The sequence below is a fragment of the Devosia sp. MC1541 genome, from assembly GCF_012847305.1.
GTDB lineage: Bacteria > Pseudomonadota > Alphaproteobacteria > Rhizobiales > Devosiaceae > Devosia.
On the sequence record NZ_JABBDZ010000001.1, the window covers coordinates 397275 to 415075 of the forward strand.

The 17801-nt window shown below is 58.0% G+C and carries 17 protein-coding genes; 4 read left to right on the forward strand and 13 right to left on the reverse strand.

Annotated features, from left to right (window positions below):
• Positions 1–58 precede the first annotated feature (58 nt).
• The gene (locus HKD40_RS01825) at positions 59–1369 is read right to left on the reverse strand and encodes a TRAP transporter large permease (protein WP_169194184.1); all 1311 of its coding nucleotides are present in this window, start codon (positions 1367–1369) and stop codon (positions 59–61) included.
• A gap of 11 nt (positions 1370–1380) precedes the next feature.
• Complete coding sequence (locus HKD40_RS01830) at positions 1381–1923, reverse strand: TRAP transporter small permease (RefSeq protein WP_169194007.1); 543 nt, start codon at positions 1921–1923, stop codon at positions 1381–1383.
• Positions 1924–2214: 291 nt separating this feature from the next.
• Between HKD40_RS01830 and HKD40_RS01835 the strand changes: the two genes are divergently transcribed.
• Positions 2215–2676, forward strand: coding sequence for a MarR family transcriptional regulator (locus HKD40_RS01835; protein ID WP_169194008.1), 462 nt, complete (start codon positions 2215–2217; stop codon positions 2674–2676).
• On the opposite strand, the gene HKD40_RS01840 is transcribed toward HKD40_RS01835, so the two are convergent.
• The 9 genes from HKD40_RS01840 to HKD40_RS01880 form a co-directional block, all read right to left on the reverse strand.
• Positions 2669–3442 carry a crotonase/enoyl-CoA hydratase family protein gene (locus HKD40_RS01840; RefSeq protein ID WP_169194009.1) on the reverse strand — a complete coding sequence of 258 codons (774 nt, stop codon included), beginning with the start codon at positions 3440–3442 and terminating at the stop codon, positions 2669–2671. The genes HKD40_RS01835 and HKD40_RS01840 overlap by 8 nt on opposite strands.
• A gap of 49 nt (positions 3443–3491) precedes the next feature.
• Positions 3492–3905, reverse strand: coding sequence for a thioesterase family protein (locus HKD40_RS01845; protein WP_169194010.1), 414 nt, complete (start codon positions 3903–3905; stop codon positions 3492–3494).
• A 9-nt stretch (positions 3906–3914) separates the two neighbouring features.
• Positions 3915–4676 (reverse strand): SDR family NAD(P)-dependent oxidoreductase, encoded by a 762-nt coding sequence (locus HKD40_RS01850; protein WP_169194011.1) that lies wholly within the window; start codon positions 4674–4676, stop codon positions 3915–3917.
• Between the two features lie 2 nt (positions 4677–4678).
• Positions 4679–5917 (reverse strand): thiolase family protein, encoded by a 1239-nt coding sequence (locus tag HKD40_RS01855; RefSeq protein WP_169194012.1) that lies wholly within the window; start codon positions 5915–5917, stop codon positions 4679–4681.
• Between the two features lie 2 nt (positions 5918–5919).
• Positions 5920–7779: a feruloyl-CoA synthase gene (locus HKD40_RS01860; RefSeq protein WP_169194013.1), complete on the reverse strand. Its 1860-nt coding sequence runs from the start codon at positions 7777–7779 to the stop codon at positions 5920–5922.
• A gap of 144 nt (positions 7780–7923) precedes the next feature.
• On the reverse strand, positions 7924–8892 hold the full coding sequence (locus HKD40_RS01865; RefSeq protein ID WP_169194014.1) for a PDR/VanB family oxidoreductase: 969 nt from the start codon (positions 8890–8892) through the stop codon (positions 7924–7926).
• Positions 8893–8895: 3 nt separating this feature from the next.
• Positions 8896–9630, reverse strand: coding sequence for a GntR family transcriptional regulator (locus tag HKD40_RS01870; protein ID WP_169194015.1), 735 nt, complete (start codon positions 9628–9630; stop codon positions 8896–8898).
• Positions 9627–10673, reverse strand: coding sequence for an aromatic ring-hydroxylating dioxygenase subunit alpha (locus tag HKD40_RS01875; RefSeq protein WP_169194016.1), 1047 nt, complete (start codon positions 10671–10673; stop codon positions 9627–9629). The genes HKD40_RS01870 and HKD40_RS01875 overlap by 4 nt, the downstream gene beginning before the upstream one ends.
• 140 nt (positions 10674–10813) lie before the next feature.
• Positions 10814–11551, reverse strand: a complete 738-nt coding sequence (locus tag HKD40_RS01880) for an IclR family transcriptional regulator C-terminal domain-containing protein (RefSeq protein WP_169194185.1) — start codon at positions 11549–11551, stop codon at positions 10814–10816.
• A 127-nt stretch (positions 11552–11678) separates the two neighbouring features.
• Here HKD40_RS01880 and HKD40_RS01885 point away from each other — a divergent pair, with 127 nt between their 5' ends.
• Genes HKD40_RS01885 through pcaF form a run of 3 tightly spaced genes read left to right on the forward strand, consistent with a single transcriptional unit; the run spans position 11679 to position 14266 of the window.
• Positions 11679–12401, forward strand: coding sequence for a 3-oxoacid CoA-transferase subunit A (locus HKD40_RS01885; RefSeq protein ID WP_169194017.1), 723 nt, complete (start codon positions 11679–11681; stop codon positions 12399–12401).
• Positions 12398–13066: a 3-oxoacid CoA-transferase subunit B gene (locus HKD40_RS01890; RefSeq protein WP_169194018.1), complete on the forward strand. Its 669-nt coding sequence runs from the start codon at positions 12398–12400 to the stop codon at positions 13064–13066. The genes HKD40_RS01885 and HKD40_RS01890 overlap by 4 nt, the downstream gene beginning before the upstream one ends.
• Positions 13067–14266, forward strand: coding sequence for a 3-oxoadipyl-CoA thiolase (pcaF, locus tag HKD40_RS01895; protein WP_169194019.1), 1200 nt, complete (start codon positions 13067–13069; stop codon positions 14264–14266).
• Between the two features lie 48 nt (positions 14267–14314).
• Here the strand turns inward: pcaF and HKD40_RS01900 are convergent, their stop codons facing one another.
• Both HKD40_RS01900 and HKD40_RS01905 read right to left on the reverse strand, forming a co-directional pair.
• Positions 14315–15655 carry an HlyD family type I secretion periplasmic adaptor subunit gene (locus tag HKD40_RS01900; protein WP_169194020.1) on the reverse strand — a complete coding sequence of 447 codons (1341 nt, stop codon included), beginning with the start codon at positions 15653–15655 and terminating at the stop codon, positions 14315–14317.
• Positions 15652–17790, reverse strand: a complete 2139-nt coding sequence (locus HKD40_RS01905; protein ID WP_349236779.1) for a type I secretion system permease/ATPase — start codon at positions 17788–17790, stop codon at positions 15652–15654. Before HKD40_RS01905 ends, HKD40_RS01900 begins: the two co-directional genes overlap by 4 nt.
• Positions 17791–17801 lie beyond the last annotated feature (11 nt).

Consider the following 17801-nt stretch of genomic DNA (forward strand, 5'->3'; position numbering starts at 1 on the left):
AAATGTCCCGGCTTAAATGCCTGCGTGCCCTTTCCTCCAAGTCCACGCAGGCAAATCGCTAATACACCCACCAAACCAAGCATAAGGTTATGGCAGGGAACGCCACCAGGATTATGGTTCGAACTATGTCGCTGATGACAAAAGGAATAACCCCAGCATAGGTATCTGAGAGCTTGGTCTCTGGGGACATTGAGTTGATGATGAACAGGTTCATGCCCACCGGCGGTGTGATCAGGCCAACCTCTACCGCGATCAAAACAATGATGCCGAACCAGATACCGAACTCATCTGGTGTCATACCGAAATCGAGAACCATCATCATTGGGTAGAGGATCGGAATGGTCAGCAGGATCATGGACAGGGAGTCCATGACGCAGCCCAGGATGAGATAGAACACGAGGACAATCGCCAGCACGACCCAAGGGTTGAACGCCTGTTCGCCAATCCAGTTAGCAGACATCTGTGGCAGCTGTGACAACGCCAGGAAGCTGTTCAGGACCGCCGCGCCAAAAACAATCAAGAAGATCATCGCTGTAGAGGCTGCGGTCGAGAGCAGTGCATCGCGCACATTGGCCCACGTCAGGCTCCGGTTTGCCAGAGCAATCAACCCTGTGCCCGCCGCGCCAATAGCGGCCGCCTCAGTCGGCGTGAAGAGGCCTGTATAAATGCCGCCGATAACCAGCGTGAAGACGGCAAGCACGGGCCAAATCTCGAACAGCGCCTTAAAGCGCTCACCATAGGGCTTGCGCTCTAGAGTGGTGCCAGCGCCCGGCCTAACGCGAACATAGATCGCAATAACAATAATATAGCCGATCGCAGCAAGGATCCCTGGGATAAAGGCGGCCATGAAGAGCTTGGCGATATTTTGCTCGGTCAACACTGCGAAGATGACCAAGATCACCGAGGGCGGGATCAAAATCCCAAGTGTCCCTCCCGCAGCAACCGTGCCGGTGGCAAGGCTGTTGGAATAGCCATGCTTTTTTAGCTCTGGCAACGCAACGCGCCCCATCGTGGCTGCCGTCGCCAAGGATGAGCCAACAATTGAGCCAAAGCCCGCGCTGGCACCGATGGCAGCCATCGCGACCCCGCCCTTGCGATGGCCGAGCCAAGCTGTTGCAGCCGTGAAGATTTTACTCGACAGCCCACTCAGCGTTGCAAACTGCCCCATCAACAAAAACAGCGGCACAACCGAGAGGCTATGGGACGCAAAAGTGCTGTAGCTGAGCGACTTGAACTGCGACATCACCGGATTGAAGGTCTTGGTCACCATCCAGGAGCCAAAGATACCGACGATCATCATCGCCAAGCCGATGGGGACACGCAGAAAGACGAGAATGAGAACAACGGGGATGCCAAGCAGCCCCAACATGACGTTAAAGCTCAATGTTCGCTCCCCGCGTGCTTTGGCGCAGCACGTCCCGCAATCGCATCGCCAATCGATCGGCCCAGTACGTATGCTGAAACGATCACCATAACGACGGCCCCGATGACGGCTGCCGCATAGGCCCAGCCCATTGAAAGGCCGAGCAGAATGGTCGTTTCGCGATAGTTGAATTTATCCAGCATGCCGAGCCACAGGCGCCAGGCTATGAATGCCGATGCAAGCAGCATCAGAAGATCTGTCACCACCAGGATCCACATATTCGCGCGGTCACCGAAATTGTCGGTGACGAGCGAAACAAGTGCGTGACCACGAGTTAGATGCGCCCAAGGCAAAAACGCGAAAACGGCAAAGCCCATCCCCACCGATATGAGCTCGTAATCGCCAAGAATGGGCTTCATTCCGGCCCAGATAAAGGCACGACCGATAACACTAAAAACAACGATACCGATCATCGCCAGCAGCACGAAGCCACCGAGCAAAGCGGTCCATCGCGCCAGCCCATGCGCGGACCTGCCGAGTAGTGAAGTATCTTGGAACACGGCTCCCCCCTCTTCCAACGATAGCGATTAAACGCCTCAGGCGCGGTAGTGTAAAATGATATAAGATCCCCACATTATAACCACAGAGTTATTACTTTACCGCCCCGCATGTAATTTACATCGATACAACACCAACATCGGCGCGATATATATAACTATTTCAACCAGATTGATAAGCGAGTTGCAGGTCTATAAAAGGCTAAGCTTGACGGACCAGATGTCAACAATGTTATCAAGCATAACAAATGACCGACTTCGCCACAAGCACAGCCCGCATCTTCGGAGCCAGCAATGAACGAGCATGAGGCTCTAACCAACACATCCGACGAAAACCTCCGCACAGAGGCGACGCTGGGTATGATTGGTTACCGTCTGCGCCGGGCACAGCTCAGCGTATTCCAGCAATTCTTGAGCTTCTTCGAGACGCTAAACCTCCGGCCGGCCGAGTATTCTGTTCTTGTGCTCATGGAAGAGAACCCTGGGCGCAAACAAAGTGAGATTGCAGCGGCACTCTCTATCAAGCGCGCCAATTTTGTGGCCCTTGTCGACGGGCTCGAAAAACGCGGATTGATCAGCCGCGAAGTCGTGGCCAATGATCGCCGCGCCAATGCTCTGTATCTGACTGAACAGGGCACCAGATTTTTGGCAGACGCTCGCGACGTCCACGCCAAGCTTGAGGATGACCTCGTCGCCAGGCTTGGCGGGACGGAACAACGTGACACCTTGCTGAGCCTGCTCAAGAAGATCACCTGACAAATACCGGCTGACGCTTTTCGAGGAAGGCGCGCAGCCCCTCCTCCGCATCTGGGCCTGTCTGACTTAGTGCTGCCACAAGGCTTTCGGCATAGAGACCCGCTTCAGGCGGCATGGCTGCGATTTGAGCGATGGCTTGAATGATAAATTGATTGATCGTCGGTGAGTTCTTTACGATCCTCTCCGCCAATTCGAAGGCCTTGGTCAACGCCTGCCCCTCGGGCACACAATGATGGGCCAGCCCCAGCCTTTCCCCCTCAACGCCTGTGTAGCTCCGCCCTGTCAGCATCATCTCCGTCATGCGGTCGGCCCCAATTAGACCAGAGATGCGCACCGAACCGCCGCCGCCAACGAAAATCCCACGCAGGCCTTCAGGCATTTGAAAACGGACCGACTCCTCCGCCACGCGAACGTGGCAGGTCGCGGCAAACTCCAGCCCGCCCCCCATGACGGCTCCAGACATTGCGGCAATCACGGGACGCGGAGATTGCGCAACCAGAGCCATGACCCGATGCCAATTGCGCGAATGCGCCATCACTTCAAGCGACGCCCGAGCGACGTGTTGCGACAGATCTAGTCCAGATGAAAAATGTCCGTCTTCGCCAGAAACGATCACCGCGCGCGTTTCATCCCCAAGACTAGAGAAGAATGCGTCGAGCGCTGCAATCAAATCGTCGTTTAGGGCATTCCGCTTTTCGGGCCGGTTCAACGCAATATGCGCTATTGCCCCGTGATTTTGTATTTTTAAAACGTCAGACTGGGTCATAGACCAACCTTTCACTGTGGCAGTGAACTGCGCGTGACGCGCAAACAAATCAGGAAGATAGTCGCTCGCGCACGTCATCGGGCAAGGCCGCAGAGCGGATCGCGCTGGTCTCATCGCGCTGCACCCACACGCGTTTCTCACGAGCTTCAATCGCAAGAGCGTCGTCACGATAGACGTGGTGCAGCACACCAAAGCTCGAGCGTCCGAGCTCAGAAATCGACGTCCGGATCTCGATCTCGTCGCCATATTGCGAAGGAATGAGAAAACGCGAACTGGTGTCGACCGTTGGGATGCCAGCGATACCGTAGTGCGCGACCCATTGGCGCTTGTTCATGCCGAACGCCGCAGACAGGAGCGCAGCGGTCGCATTGTCGAACATGCGAAAGTAGTTCGGGTAATAGACAATCCCGGCGGGATCACAGTCCCCGAACTGGATAAAGACGCGGGTTGAGTTGGAAAACATAGTTCGCCCCTACTTAGCCTGCATGCGCAACGACCCATCAAGGCGAATGACTTCGCCGTTGAGGTAGTCATTTGCGACAATGGCAGCAGCGAGATCGGCAAACTCCTTGGGCGCTCCCAGGCGTTGCGGGTTGGGGATGGCGGCGGCAAGACCCTCCTGCACCTCTTGAGGCAATTCTGCCAGAAGCGGCGTCAAAAACAGGCCGGGGGCGATGACCATGACCCGAACTCCGAAGCGGGCCAATTCGCGCGCGGCAGGCAGGGTCATGGAAACAATGCCACCCTTGGAGGCCGCATAGGCCGCCTGCCCGATTTGACCATCAAAGGCCGCGACTGAGGCGGTCGAGATGATCACGCCGCGCTGACCGTTTTCATCAGCTTCCGCAGTCGACATCGCATGGGCGCAAAGGCGCATCATGTTGAATGAGCCGACGAGATTGACCGAGATGACGCGCTGGAAGGCGGCAAGGTCTGCAGGACCTTCACGCCCCACAATGCGTGCTGCAGTGCCAATACCGGCGCAATTGATCAAAACGCTTGGTGCGCCAAGCTTTGCAACTGCAGCATTGACGGCCGCTTCCGCGCTGGCGGCATCAGCAACATCGAGCGCGAAAAACGCCCCGTCAATTGCCTTGGCGACGGCCAGACCCTTTTCCGCATCACGATCCAAGACCGCGACACGGGCCCCAAGAGACGCAAAGTGGCGCGCTGTTGCCTCGCCCAAGCCAGAGGCGGCGCCAGTGACAAAAAACGTCTTTCCGTGAACCTGCACCCCTAAGACTCCATATTCTCAATCAGCAGCGCCATGCCCTGCCCGCCTCCGATACAAGCGGAGGCAATGCCATAGCGTTTGCCACTGCGCTTGAGTTCATTGGCTAGTGTAAGCGCAAGTCGGATACCGGTGACACCTAAGGGGTGACCAAGCGCAATTGAGCCGCCGTTGACGTTGAGCTTTTCGATGTCGAGACCGAGTTCTATCGCACAAGCAATGACTTGCGCACCGAAGGCCTCGTTGATCTCGACGAGATCAATTTGTTCGAGCGTTAAGCCCGCCTTGTCCAAAACGGCGCGAATGGCTGGCGCTGGGCCAATGCCCATGTATTGCGGGTGCACGCCAACAGCAGCACTCGCCAGGATACGGGCAAGTGGCTTATGGCCGTTGGCGTTTGCATAGGCCGAATTGGCAACCAGAACGGCTGCGCCGCCGTCGACGATCGCCGAAGAATTGCCTCCAGTTTGAACGCCGCCAAAGGCAGGACGCAGCTTGGCCAGAACATCATAGGGCGACGGGCGGATATGGCTATCGACGGACACCGAAGTGACACCACGCGGCAGTTTAATGCCGCGATCTGCCAGGCCCTCAACGGAGAATATCTCATTTTCAACCGAGACAATTTCCTCAGCGAACACACCAGCAGACTGCGCCTCTGAGGCGCGATTGAAACTGCGTTCCGCAAACAAATCAACGTCTTGCCGGGTGATGTTGTATTGCTTTGCGAGGTTCTCGGCCGTGTCACCCATGTTCACTAAGCCAGCGGGATCGAACAGGGCTTCCATGAGGAAATCGCGGAATTCGACATTGCCGAGCGAGAAGCCATTGCGGTGCGTATAGGCCACAATCGGGTTGCGGCTCATGGACTCACACCCGGCAGCCAGGGTCAGATCCATCCGACCCAGCGAGACAGAGTCCGCCGCTTGGGAAATGACTTCCAGGCCCGTGCCACAGATGCGCTGGACTAGGTGGGCAGGTGCTTCAATTGGCGCCCCCGCGTAGAGGCCAATGTGGCGCGGTGTGCAGTAGGCATCGTAGGACGCTTGGGCCATTGAGCCAGCAATGGTGTGGCCGATATGCTTTGGGTCAACGCCAACCCGCTCTACAGCGGCGCGAGCGGCCTTAATACCAAGATCGATTGGGGATATGTCCGCGAAGGCCCCGCGATAGTCCACAAAGGGCGTGCGCGCGCCGCCGAGCAGCCAGGCATCCTCAAACGTAAAGGCCAATGGTTTGGACATGCCTAGGCTCCCTTTCTGTCAAAGATCATGACTTCTTGCACTGGCTCTTCGGCGTAGAGACGCTGCATTAGCTCGGCACGGTGGGTGCGGACAGCGCGTTGATTTATCGACCCTTTATCGGTGACCTCGCCCTTATCGATGTCAGGGGGATCGCTCAGTATAATAGCCCGAGCGACGTGATTGGAACTGCCAGTGGCGTTGAGCGCGAGCTCGGATAGCGCTGTCTGAAAGCGCTCAACAACTCGGGCGTGGCCGACGGCGAGAGCAGCGTCCGTATCCTCGGCCAAGCCTGCATGGCGGCAACACGCTTGCAGGTCTGGGAAGATCATGGCGCCGATGAAATTCCGATCCAAGCCGGTGATGACCACGTCACGAATGAGCGGGGGGCAGGCGCTGATAACGGCACTGCGAACGGCAGCAAAATTCACCCAAGTGCCTGTCGACAATTTGAAATCCTCGGTCACGCGACCGTCGAAGACGAGTCCCAGATCGAGGTTCAGGGGATCGACGAGTTTGACGGCATCGCCGATACAATAATACCCTTCCACGTCAAAGGCTTCGGCGGTCTTTTCATCATCGCGCCAATAGCCGGGGGTGACATTCGGCCCCTTGATCCGCAGCTCAAGCTTTTCGGCATTGTTGACGAGTTTGATTTCCATGCCAGCGGCAGGGAGCCCGATATGACCGGCCTGCTCTACCGGCCAAGTCGTTGTAAATGCGAAAGGAGCTGTTTCGGTGGAGCCGTAGCCGGTGATCATCAACACCCGCTCACCGGTCTCAGCGACAGAGGCTTTGGCGAGGCCATCAAATACGTGTTGCGAGAGCCCCGCCCCGGCATATTGCATAAGCTTGAGATTGGCGAAGAGGTTTTTGCGTGCCAGCGGGTTCTCATCGAACGCGGCGACGAGCGCCTCATAAGCCTTTGGAACATTGGTGAAAAACGTCGGCTGCACCATGCTGAGATTTTCGAGCGTACGCCCGAAGCGCGCCGGCGTGGGCTGACCGTCGTCGATGTAGAACGTGCCGCCATTGTAAAGGGCAATGCCGACATTGTGGCTGCCGCCAGCAACGTGGTTCCAAGGCATCCAGTCGAGCAAGATGGGCGGCTCGTCGGCCAAAAAAGCTAATGCCTGCAAGATCATCTGCTGATTGCAGGCCATCATCCGATGGGTCGTAATGACCCCCTTGGGCATGCCGGTTGAGCCGGAGGTGAAGAGGAATTTGGCAATCGTGTCTGGGGTGATCGCTTGGTTCGCTGCGGCGACCGCGGGCGAAACTGGCGTCTGCAGCAGGTCGTCAAACGAATAGCCTACGCGTGAACCGATTGGATTTGTGCGCGTGATTACAGGCACTTGACCATCGAAACTGGCTTCAATGGCTGCACTGAAGGCCGCGCCGTCGCTGGCGTAGATCATGCCCGGGGTCAGGATTTTGGCGATATTTTTGAGCTTGCCAAAGTCGGTCGAAATCAGGGAATAGGCCGGAGAAATCGGCGCATAGGGAATGCCCACCCACAAGGCGGCCATGCCGAGCAAAAAGTGCTCGATTTCATTGCCGGAGAGGATGATCAGCGGCCGCTCTTGGCTAAGATTTGCATTGAGGAGAGATTGTGCAAGCGGTTGAATTTTATCGACAACTTGCGCGAACGTCAGCTTGCGCCACCCCTCACCGGCGCGATCAGCGATCAGCACACGATCCGGCGATTTTTGAGCCCAGTGCTTGAGCGCGTCGATGATTGAGCGCGGGTATGACCCCAGCGGATCAGCCGAACGAATGACAATGGAGCCGTCGTCGCGGGTCAGCGCCGTAGCGGCCATAGACCCCAATCGCACGTGGCGAATTGGTGCTGCCTGAATGTCCATGAGTCCCTCCCTCATGCATATTGTTATATTGCATAACTACATTGTTTCAAGAGGGATTTGATGGGGCACCGATTGGCCTATCGTAGGCACTATGCTGGCACTTTGGGGCGCCAGCACTGGCGTGGCAGGGGCGCTCTGTGGCGCTTAGGGCCGATAGCCGACGTCGATAACGCCGCCAGCTGAGGTGAAGCGGGAAACGCAGGCGCACATGCGATGCCCTTCCGACTTTTCCTCAGCACTGAAAAACACGTCGCGATGATCAACTTCGCTCTGGTGCTCAACAATTCGGACAGCGCAGAGACCGCATTCGCCACGCTGGCAGTCGTAAATCATGTCGACGCCGCTTTCGATCAAAGCCTCCAAGAGAGTCTGATCGGGGCGAACCTTGACGCTCATATCGCGGTTGAGAATGTCGACCTCAAAGCTTTGCTCGGTGAAGAGCCCACTGTCGCCAAAAACTTCGTAGCGCAAGCGACTGATCGGACGACCAGACGCGGCCCAAGCCTGTTTGGCGGCCTCCAGCATGCCGATGGGCCCGCAGAGGTAACACTCGGCATCGGCCGGGAGTTGAGCAAACTCTTCGGCAAAGTCGGCGTGCTGCCCCAAACTATTGTCGCAGAACTGTACGCGTTCGCCGAGGACGGAGAGTAACTCCTCGCGGAATGCCATAAGACCCTGTTCACGGGCGCTGAAAACGACACGAAGAGAGGCGCCGCGCGCCGCGAGGGCTTTGGCCATGCCGTAGATCGGGGTGATGCCAATGCCTCCGGCGATGAGGAGGTAGTGCCTTGCCCGCCAACTCAGTTCGAAGCGGTTCTCAGGAATGGTGAGGCGCGCTGCATCGCCTTGGCTATAACTCCACATAAAGCGCGAGCCGCCCCGGCTTTGCGGGTGAAGTTTGACCGCCACAGCGAGGTGGCCCGGGCGCGACGGGACAATTGTATAGGTGCGGACGGTGTCCTGAGCGTTGATGACGACTTTAATATTGGTGTGCGAGCCCGGATCAAAGCGCGGTACCCCGCCCTCGACGGCAAATTCGATATAGCGCACATCGTCGGCGATCTGGCGGACCTGGCTTACCTTGGCGTTGCGCCACTCAATCTTGTTGCGCATTCCCTACCCCACAACCAATGACAGCGCCGGTACGCGGCGGATCAGGCTCCGATCCTGATCGAGGACGAATTCGAGGTTCTGCAGAGCCAAGCGCGCGTGCTCACGCGCCAAATGTTCGGCCCGAGCCCCTTCGCGCCGCGCGATTGCCTGCACCATCGCCCGATGCTGATCTTGCGCGCCAAACAGCGAACGGCGAAACGCCGGGACATCTGCCTGCTTATCGAGAAATGCACTCGGCGACGCGAATGGCAGGCTGGTGACGCGGGCTATCTCTCGCTGGATGGTCTGGCTCGATAGGCTCCAGAAGAATGCGTGCAGCTGGGCGTTAAACCCGACATAGGCTTCAAATTCCATCGTCTCGACGCTGGCGCTGAGCGCGGCATCAATGCTGGCGAGAAGGCCATGGAGCACGTCGAGTTTTGCGCTCTCGACACCGCGCTCGGCCGCGCGGCGCAAGGCAGTCCCCTCCAGCACGCCCCGTAGCTCTATAGCGTCGACCACGTCCTCCCGGGTAAAACTGCGAACGGCATAGCCACCCGTTGGCTTGAGTTCGACCAGGCCTTCTTGTTCGAGCCGCGCTAAAGCGGCGCGCAAAGGCGTGCGCGAAATACCCAGACGCTCTGCTAGAGCGACTTCAGACAAGCGCTCACCCGACAGGATTTCTCCGCGAATGATCAAATCGCGCACGCCCATGAGGGCGCGCTGCGATTGCATCGCACGATCAGAGGTTTCGGTCATTCTGCGGCCTGCGCCAACGCATTCTCTTCGGCGATCATGCGGTCGATCAGCCTTCGCGCCCACATCGACCCGGCGTCGATGTTGAGATTGTAGATGACGTGATCGGGATTGGCGTCGATGGCCTTTTGCTGGGCCTCGAGAATGATCTCATCCTCGCGAAAAATGGAGGACACGCCTTCGCGCAGATTGTGGGTGCGAGACTGTTCGCCAAGCTTGTAGTTGCGGGCAAAGGCCCAGAAATAGTGGCAGGTTTTGCCAGTTTCCGGGGTCATGGTGTTGAGCACGAAACCGTTGACGCCTTGGCTTCGGTCGCCATTGGGAGCGCCCGTGCCCGTTGGGGCAACGCCAACGTCGATGGCAATGGTCGATGGGGCCTGAAAATTAATGATCTGCCAGCGATCGACATTACCCGGCTTGCCCAGCTGACCGCGCCAGAACGGGGGCGCGTCGATGTCGATCATCCAGCGAGTGATCGTGGCGGTCGTGTCACTATGGGTCGCCTCAAACGGCGAGTCGGCAACGGCGCGATTACCGATGGATGAACCGTGGACATAAGTTTCGTGGGTAAGATCCATGAGATTATCGATAACGAGGCGATAGTCGCATTTCACGTGAATGAGCTTGCCATCGGCAGCCCAATCCGGGTCGTCGTTCCAATGCAGGTCCGGCACCAAAGCCGGATCAGCCAGAGCCGGATCGCCCATCCAAAGCCAGATGAAGCGGTGCTTTTCAACCAGTGGATAGGATTTGACGCAGGCGGACGGATTAATCGTATCCTGCGAGGGCATGTAGACGCAGCGTCCGGTATCGTCGAACTCAAGGCCGTGATAGCCGCAGATGACATTGTCACCGTGCAGCTCGCCCAAAGAGAGTGGCAGCAGGCGATGCCAACAGGCGTCAGCTAGCGCGACGGCTGTGCCGTCTTGCTTGCGATAGAGAACGACTGGCTTGTCGCAGATTTTGCGCGCTAAAAGTCCGCGCTTGACCTCAACATCCCAGGCTGCGGCGTACCACGCATTGAGCGGAAATGTTTGAACCGTCATTTTGCCCTCCCCTGCAAACGACAGATACATAATTGTTATGATGTATACATGTCTATCGCTACAAGGAAAGCCTGTTTGAAAGGATACGCCGCATAAAGCCCCACTCGGGAGAGCAAAGCCCTCCCCTCATTGCGCGCGCGCTAGTGGATTAAGCCGCGCAGTTCATTTTGAATTTCAACAAGTTGCGGAAAGAACTTCGCAACGACTTCAGCATTTTCGTAGTGGAAGGCCGAGACGCCGATATTGATGGCGGCGATAACGACCTTGCGAGAATTGTATACCGGAACGGCGATAGAGCGCAGGCCGATCTCTGTTTCCTGATCGTTGAGCGCGTAGCCCTGCTCCCGGATTTTGGCGAATTCGGCCTGAAGACCCTCAAGGGTCGTGATGGTGTTTTTCGTGCGCGGCTCAAACGGACCTTCGCCGATCAGCGCTGTGAGATCGTGATCTTTAAGCTGCGCTAGCATGGCGCGTCCCATCGAGGTGCAGTGAGCCGGAAGGCGCGAGCCAGCCATCAGCGAAATCGACATGATCTTTCGCTGCGCGGCGCGAGCGACATAGACGATTTCGGACCCATCCAGAATTGAGGCGGAGCTGCTTTCGCCAATACGCTCGGAGAGATCATCAAGCATGGGCTGGATGATGCTCGGCATGGGCATGGTGGCGAGGCACGCTGTACCGAGGCGCAGGACGCGCGGCGTCAGGGTGAAATACTTGCCGTCGTAAGTGGCGTATCCCAAGTGGGCTAAAGTGAGCAGACAGCGCCGCGCGGTGGCGCGATCGAGTCCGCTCGCCGCAGCAACCTCAGAAATAGACTGACGTGGCGTATCCGCCCGGAAGGTTTCTATAGCCAATAAGCCTTTGGCCAAGCCCCCCATTATATCACGTTCCAGCACCGCGAACCCCTTTTGTGCGATAACTCAACAAAGGACACATATCGCACAAATGCAGTTGCGGGAAATCCCCTGAATGACCATTCTCCCGCGCAACAGGAAGGAGCTGTTCATGGATAAGACTATCCCAGCCCTCAGTGCCGCCGTTGCGGACATTGAGGATGGCATGACAGTGATGATTGGCGGTTTCGGTGGCGCAGGCGCGCCAATCGAACTGATCCACGCTTTGATTCAACGCTTTAAGGCAACCGGGCACCCGACCGGTCTGACCGTCATCAATAACAATGCGGGCAATGGACAAATCGGCCTGGCTGCCATGATCGCTCTGGGGATGGTGAAGAAGCTTATTTGCTCTTTCCCACGTTCTGCTGACCCGAAAGCCTTCACCGAGCGCTATCTGGCTGGGGAAATCGAACTCGAACTGGTGCCGCAAGGAACTCTGGCTGAGCGCATTCGCGCCGGTGGCGCTGGCATTCCCGCATTTTATACGCCCGCGAGCTACGGTACGACTGTTGCCGAAGGCAAGCCGGTCGGCGAATTCGACGGCAAGTGCTATGTGCAGGAACGTTGGCTGAAGGCTGACTTTGCGCTGATCAAGGCGGAAACCGCCGACACACACGGCAACCTCACCTATCGCGCTGCCGCGCGCAACTTCTCGCCGCTGATGGCAACCGCTGGCCGCGTCACCATTGTGCAGGCGACCCGTGTGGTTCCCGCCGGTGGGATTGACCCTGAAATCGTCGTGACCCCGGGCATCTTTGTGCAACGCGTTGTCGAAGTGGCGGACCCGCAGCAGGAAGAAACGCTAATGCAGCAGGGAGTGTCACACGTATGAGCAAGCTCACAAACGCACAAATGGCTTGGCGCGCAGCGCAGGACATTGCCGACGGCGCTTATGTCAATCTGGGCATTGGCTTTCCCGAAATGGTGGCGCAATTCCAACCTGCCGGTCGTCAGGCGGTGTTCCACACCGAAAACGGCATTCTCAACTTCGGCAGCGCCCCGGCCAAGGGCGAAGAAGATTGGGACATGATCAACGCCGGTAAGAAGGCCGTTACCCTCCTGCCGGGCGCGAGCTTTTTCAACCACTCCGACAGCTTCTCGATGGTGCGTGGCGGACATTTGGACGTCGCGATTTTGGGTACTTATGAAGTGGCCGAAAATGGTGACCTCGCCAATTGGAGCACGGGCGGTAAGGGCATTCCCGGCATTGGTGGCGCAATGGACCTCGTGCATGGCGCCAAGCGCGTTGCGGTATTGACCGAGCATGTCACCAAAGATGGCAAGCCCAAATTAGTGAAACGCTGCTCCTTGCCGGTTACGGGATTAGGGTGCGTGACGCGCGTGTACACAAGCCTTGCGGTGATCGACATCGAGAACGAGAGATTCGTGCTGCGCGAAAAGCTTGCCTCGATGAGCGTCGAAGAACTGCAAAGCGTCACCGGCGCAGAACTCGTTCTGCCCGCTGACATTCTCGATCTGACTGTGCCGGAGCTATAAATGCGTGAGGCTTACATCTGCGCTTACAAGCGCACCCCAATCGGCCGCTTTGGCGGCGCGCTCTCCGCAGTGCGCCCCGACGATCTGGGCGCTATCCCACTCAAGGCATTGATGGAAGATCACACCGGCGTTGACTGGGAAGCTGTCGACGACGTGATCTTTGGCAATGCCAATCAAGCAGGCGAAGACAACCGCAATGTGGCGCGTATGAGCCTGCTGCTGGCGGGCATGCCGCTTTCGGTGACGGGCACGACCATTAACCGGTTGTGCGGTTCCGGGCTCGATGCGGTTTTGACGGCGGCGCGCGCTATCATCAGCGGCGAGGCCGATCTCATGATCGCGGGCGGCACGGAATCCATGTCCCGCGCGCCTTTCGTCATGCCCAAGGCTGAGACCGCGTTTTCGCGTCAGGCGGAAATCTATGACACCACCATTGGCTGGCGCTTCATCAATCCGCTGATGAAAGAGCTATATGGCACCGACAGCATGCCGGAAACCGGCGAAAATGTTGCGCGCGACTTCGGCGTGAGCCGTGAGGCACAGGACCAGTTCGCTGTGGCCAGTCAGGCCAAGGCCGCGGCGGCACAGGCGAATGGTCGCTTTGACCGCGAAATCGTGCCGGTGACGATCAAGGGCCGCAAGGGCGATACGGTCGTGAGCCGCGACGAACATCCGCGCGCAGACACAACGATTGAGACACTGCAGAAGCTGCGCCCGCTGTTCCAATCGGGCAGCGTGACCGCTGGCAACGCCTCGGGGGTGAATGATGGCGCAGCGGCGCTGATCATCGCTTCGGCGGATGCCGCCAAAAAGCACGGACTGACGCCAATCGCGCGGATCGTTGGCGGCGCCACTGCTGGTGTTCCGCCACGCGTCATGGGAATTGGCCCAGCTCCAGCGACCCAAAAACTGCTGCAGCGTTTGAGCCTCGAGGCCGCTGATCTCGATGTAATCGAACTCAATGAAGCCTTCGCGAGCCAGGCCATTGCTGTTCTCAACGAACTTGGCATTTCGCCAGAAGATGATCGCGTTAACCCGAATGGCGGCGCGATTGCGCTGGGTCATCCGCTCGGCATGTCAGGAGCGCGTATCATCGGTAGCGCCGCACTGGAACTCGGCCTTGCCGGTAAAAAGCGAGCGTTGGCGACCATGTGCATTGGCGTCGGCCAAGGCATCTCGGCGGTGATCGAAGCCGTCTGAGCCGATATATTGCAGCCCGCCACATAACATCGATGTGGCGGGCTGCGTTTAGGTTTCCCGGAATGCGCGGCTCATGCTGTCGACGATTGGCCGTGACAGATATTCAAAGAATGTCCGCTGGGCGGTCTGGATCATCACCTCGACGGGCATGCCGGGTGTGGGCACGAAGTTTGGTACCGCTGCAAACTGTTCGGGCGAAATGCTGACACGGGCGACATAGACTTCTTGAGCGCCCTGTGTCGAGTTTTCGAGCATGGAGTCTGCAGACAGGTAATCGAGCGTGCCCTCGAGAATTGGCGTCGTCCGCTGATTGAGAGCCGACAAGCGGACGGCGACTTTAACGCCCTGTTTCACTTCATCAATCTTTTGACGCGGAATATAGGTTTCAATGATCAGTGGCACGCCGCTGGGCAGGATTTCCATGATCGGCTTGCCGCTCTCCACCACGCCACCGGTGGTGTGATAATAGGTGCGCACCACGACCCCAGAAACGGGCGAGCGGATCGTTGTGCGTGTCAGCACGCTTCTCGCCTGCCGGATTTGTTCACGCACACTATCCAGCTCAATCTGCACGTTTTGGATTTCGCTGAGGGCGGTTTGCCGATTGGCGTCACGCACTTGGATCATTTCGCCGGTATAACGCGAGATCTGAGTGTCGATCTCCTGCACTTCCGCCATCAGACGGGAAATGTCGCCGTCAGCATCGGCCACGGCTCGCTGGATTTGGCGCACTTCCGAACGGGTGATGAGGCCCTTATCGAGCAATTCCGTTTTGGTCTCCAATTCCGCAGTGAGAAGGTCTCGCTGGGCTTCCATCGATGAAATTTGCCCTCGCTCACCGGTCTGGCGATGGGTCAATGCCTCGACATTGCGCGTCAGCAGAGTGAGGTCATTGTCGAGTTTTTCCCGCCATGCCTGGAAATGGGCTTTTTGGCCAACGAGAATCTCCTGCATGGCTGTGGCCCCCTCGCCATAGGCCGCGACCGGAATTTCCGTCATGACTTTACTGTCGGCAACCTGATCGCTGAGGCGCTGGAGGATGGCGCGCAGCCGCATCTCACGCTGCATCAGCTGCTGCATATTGGTGAGAGCGGCCGTGTCATCCAAGGTCATGAGGGTCTGGTTTTCAACGACGGTTTCGCCATCGCGGACACTCAAACTAGCGATGATCCCGCCTTCAAGATGCTGGATGACCTTGTTCTCGCCTGTGGCCACAAAGGTGCCGGGGGAAATGACCGCCGCCGCCAAAGGGGCAAAGGCCCCCCAAGCCCCAAAGCCACCAAAAGTGACGAGGATAAGGGTGCCGCCAACAAGCACCTGTTTGCGGATGGAGCGCGGAACTTCGCGATACCATTCGACTTCGTGGTAACGGGCCTCGCTCACGGTCATACTGCGTCTCCCAGCGGCACGGCCGTATTGCCGTTCAAGGCACTCTTATTGGCGTTGGACTTTGCGCTGATCTGCGCCATGACCTCATCGCGCTTACCGAACAGGGCGACGCTGCCATTATTGAGCAGCATGATCTTGTCGACGACACTGAGCAAAGATGGACGCTGGGTGATCGTCACGACGGTGATCTTGCGCTTTCTGGCCTCCGTCAGCGCCTTGGCGAGGGCGACTTCGCCCTGCGTGTCGAGGTTTGAGTTGGGCTCATCCAGAACGACGAGTTTTGGCGAGCCATAGAAAGCGCGGGCCAGCGCGATCAACTGCTTTTGCCCACCCGAAAGCGGCGCGCCATCGGCGGCGACGTAGGTTTCGTAGCCCTGCGGAAGGCTCGAAATCAGCTCATGAACATTGGCCAGAACGGCGGCATCGAAGATGTCTTTGTCGGTCGCGTCATCGCGCATTCGACCGATATTGGCCTTGATGGAGCCGGGGAAGAGTTGGACGTCCTGGGGCAGATAGCCGACGTTTTCACCGAACTGACGTTGATCCCAATTGCGCAGATCCATCAGGTCCAGCCGGACATTGCCCGAGGTGGGAAGGATCGAGCCGACGAGCATTTTTCCCAGCGTCGTCTTGCCTGCGCCCGAACTTCCAATCAGCGCCAAAGACTCGCCCGGTTGCAGGGAAAAGGAGATGCCGTTGAGAATAACGCGCTTGTTTGGCGGCGGTACGAAGAGCACGCGCTCGACATCAAGCTTGCCACTTGGCGAGGGCAGCTGCAGGCGGGCGAAGTTCAATGGCGAAGATTGCAGGAGGCCGCGGATGCGCCCGATAGCGGCGCGGACATGGACGACGTGGTTCCACCCTTCAATAGCCCCTTCAATCGGCGAGAGAGCGCGTCCAGAGATGATCGACGCGGCGATCACCATGCCGCCGGTCATCTGCCCCTCCAGCGCCAAGAAGGCGCCCCACCCTAAAAGTCCCACTTGAGTACACAGCCGTACGAGCTTGGAAATACTAGAGAAAAACGTATTCATGTCCTGCGCACGCACTTGCGCTTTAAGCGACCCGGCAGTGTCTTTACCCCAGATGCGCACGGCCTCGGGGATCATCGCCAAAGCGTTGATGATCTGAGCATTGCGAGACATGGAGTCGAGATGCGCATTGGCTCGATAGAGGAAGGCATTGGCCTCACCGAAGGATTTGGCCGTGGCGCGCTGGTTGAGCAAGGCCACCACCAGCAGCACCAAGCTGGCGCCCACAATGATGACCCCGAGCGTTGGGTGAATAAGATAGACCACCACAATAAAGAGCGGCGCGAGCGGCGCGTCGAGAAGCGCCAGCAGCGTGCCTGAGGTGATGAACGAGCGAACCTGCTGCAAATCTGACAACACCTGATATTCCCGGCCATTACCCCCAAGCGAGGCGCGCGCTGCAGCGCTCAAGACCGGAGCGCCCAATTGCACCTCAGCCTCTACGGCCGTTCGCATGAGGATGATGCGCCGGGTGCCATCCAGAAAGACTTGTAAGAAGACCGCCCCGAGCACGAAAATCGTGAGCATGGCCAGGGTGTCGAGTGAGCGGCTGGTGAGCACGCGATCTGACATCTGGAAGAGATAGATGGGGATCGCCAAAACGAGGATGTTGATGAAGATGGTGAAGACGAAAACCAACACAAGATTGCGTTTGATGGTCGATAAGGCGCTCCGATAGCTGTCAGCAAAGCTGATCGGTTTCATGCGCTTATGGAAATTTCCGCCGCCATTGTCATTGGTTGCAGGCTTGTCGATTGTTACCGGGCGCTGCTCGTCCTCGTCCTGGCCATCGGTTTCAGGATCGGCGAGGATTGGCCCGCGCTCCATGTCGATGGTTGGCCCTAACGGCCGTGATCTGACAATTTCTTCGGTAGGACGAACCGGGGCGCTGCCGTTGCCCAGAGCGCCGGATACCGCACCGTAAAGCTTGGTATCAATATCGTCTCCCGCGCGAGCAGCGCGTGGATCGCCTTCCGTGATCATCCCTTCCAATGAGCGTGTAGCGCGATCGACCTGATCGAGAAAATCTCCGGCCGTCCTCGTTTGAGGGCCATAAGATTGATCTGGGCGCCCATTGCCTCGGTCGTTTGTGCCGTCCCCCACGAGAGGTCTCC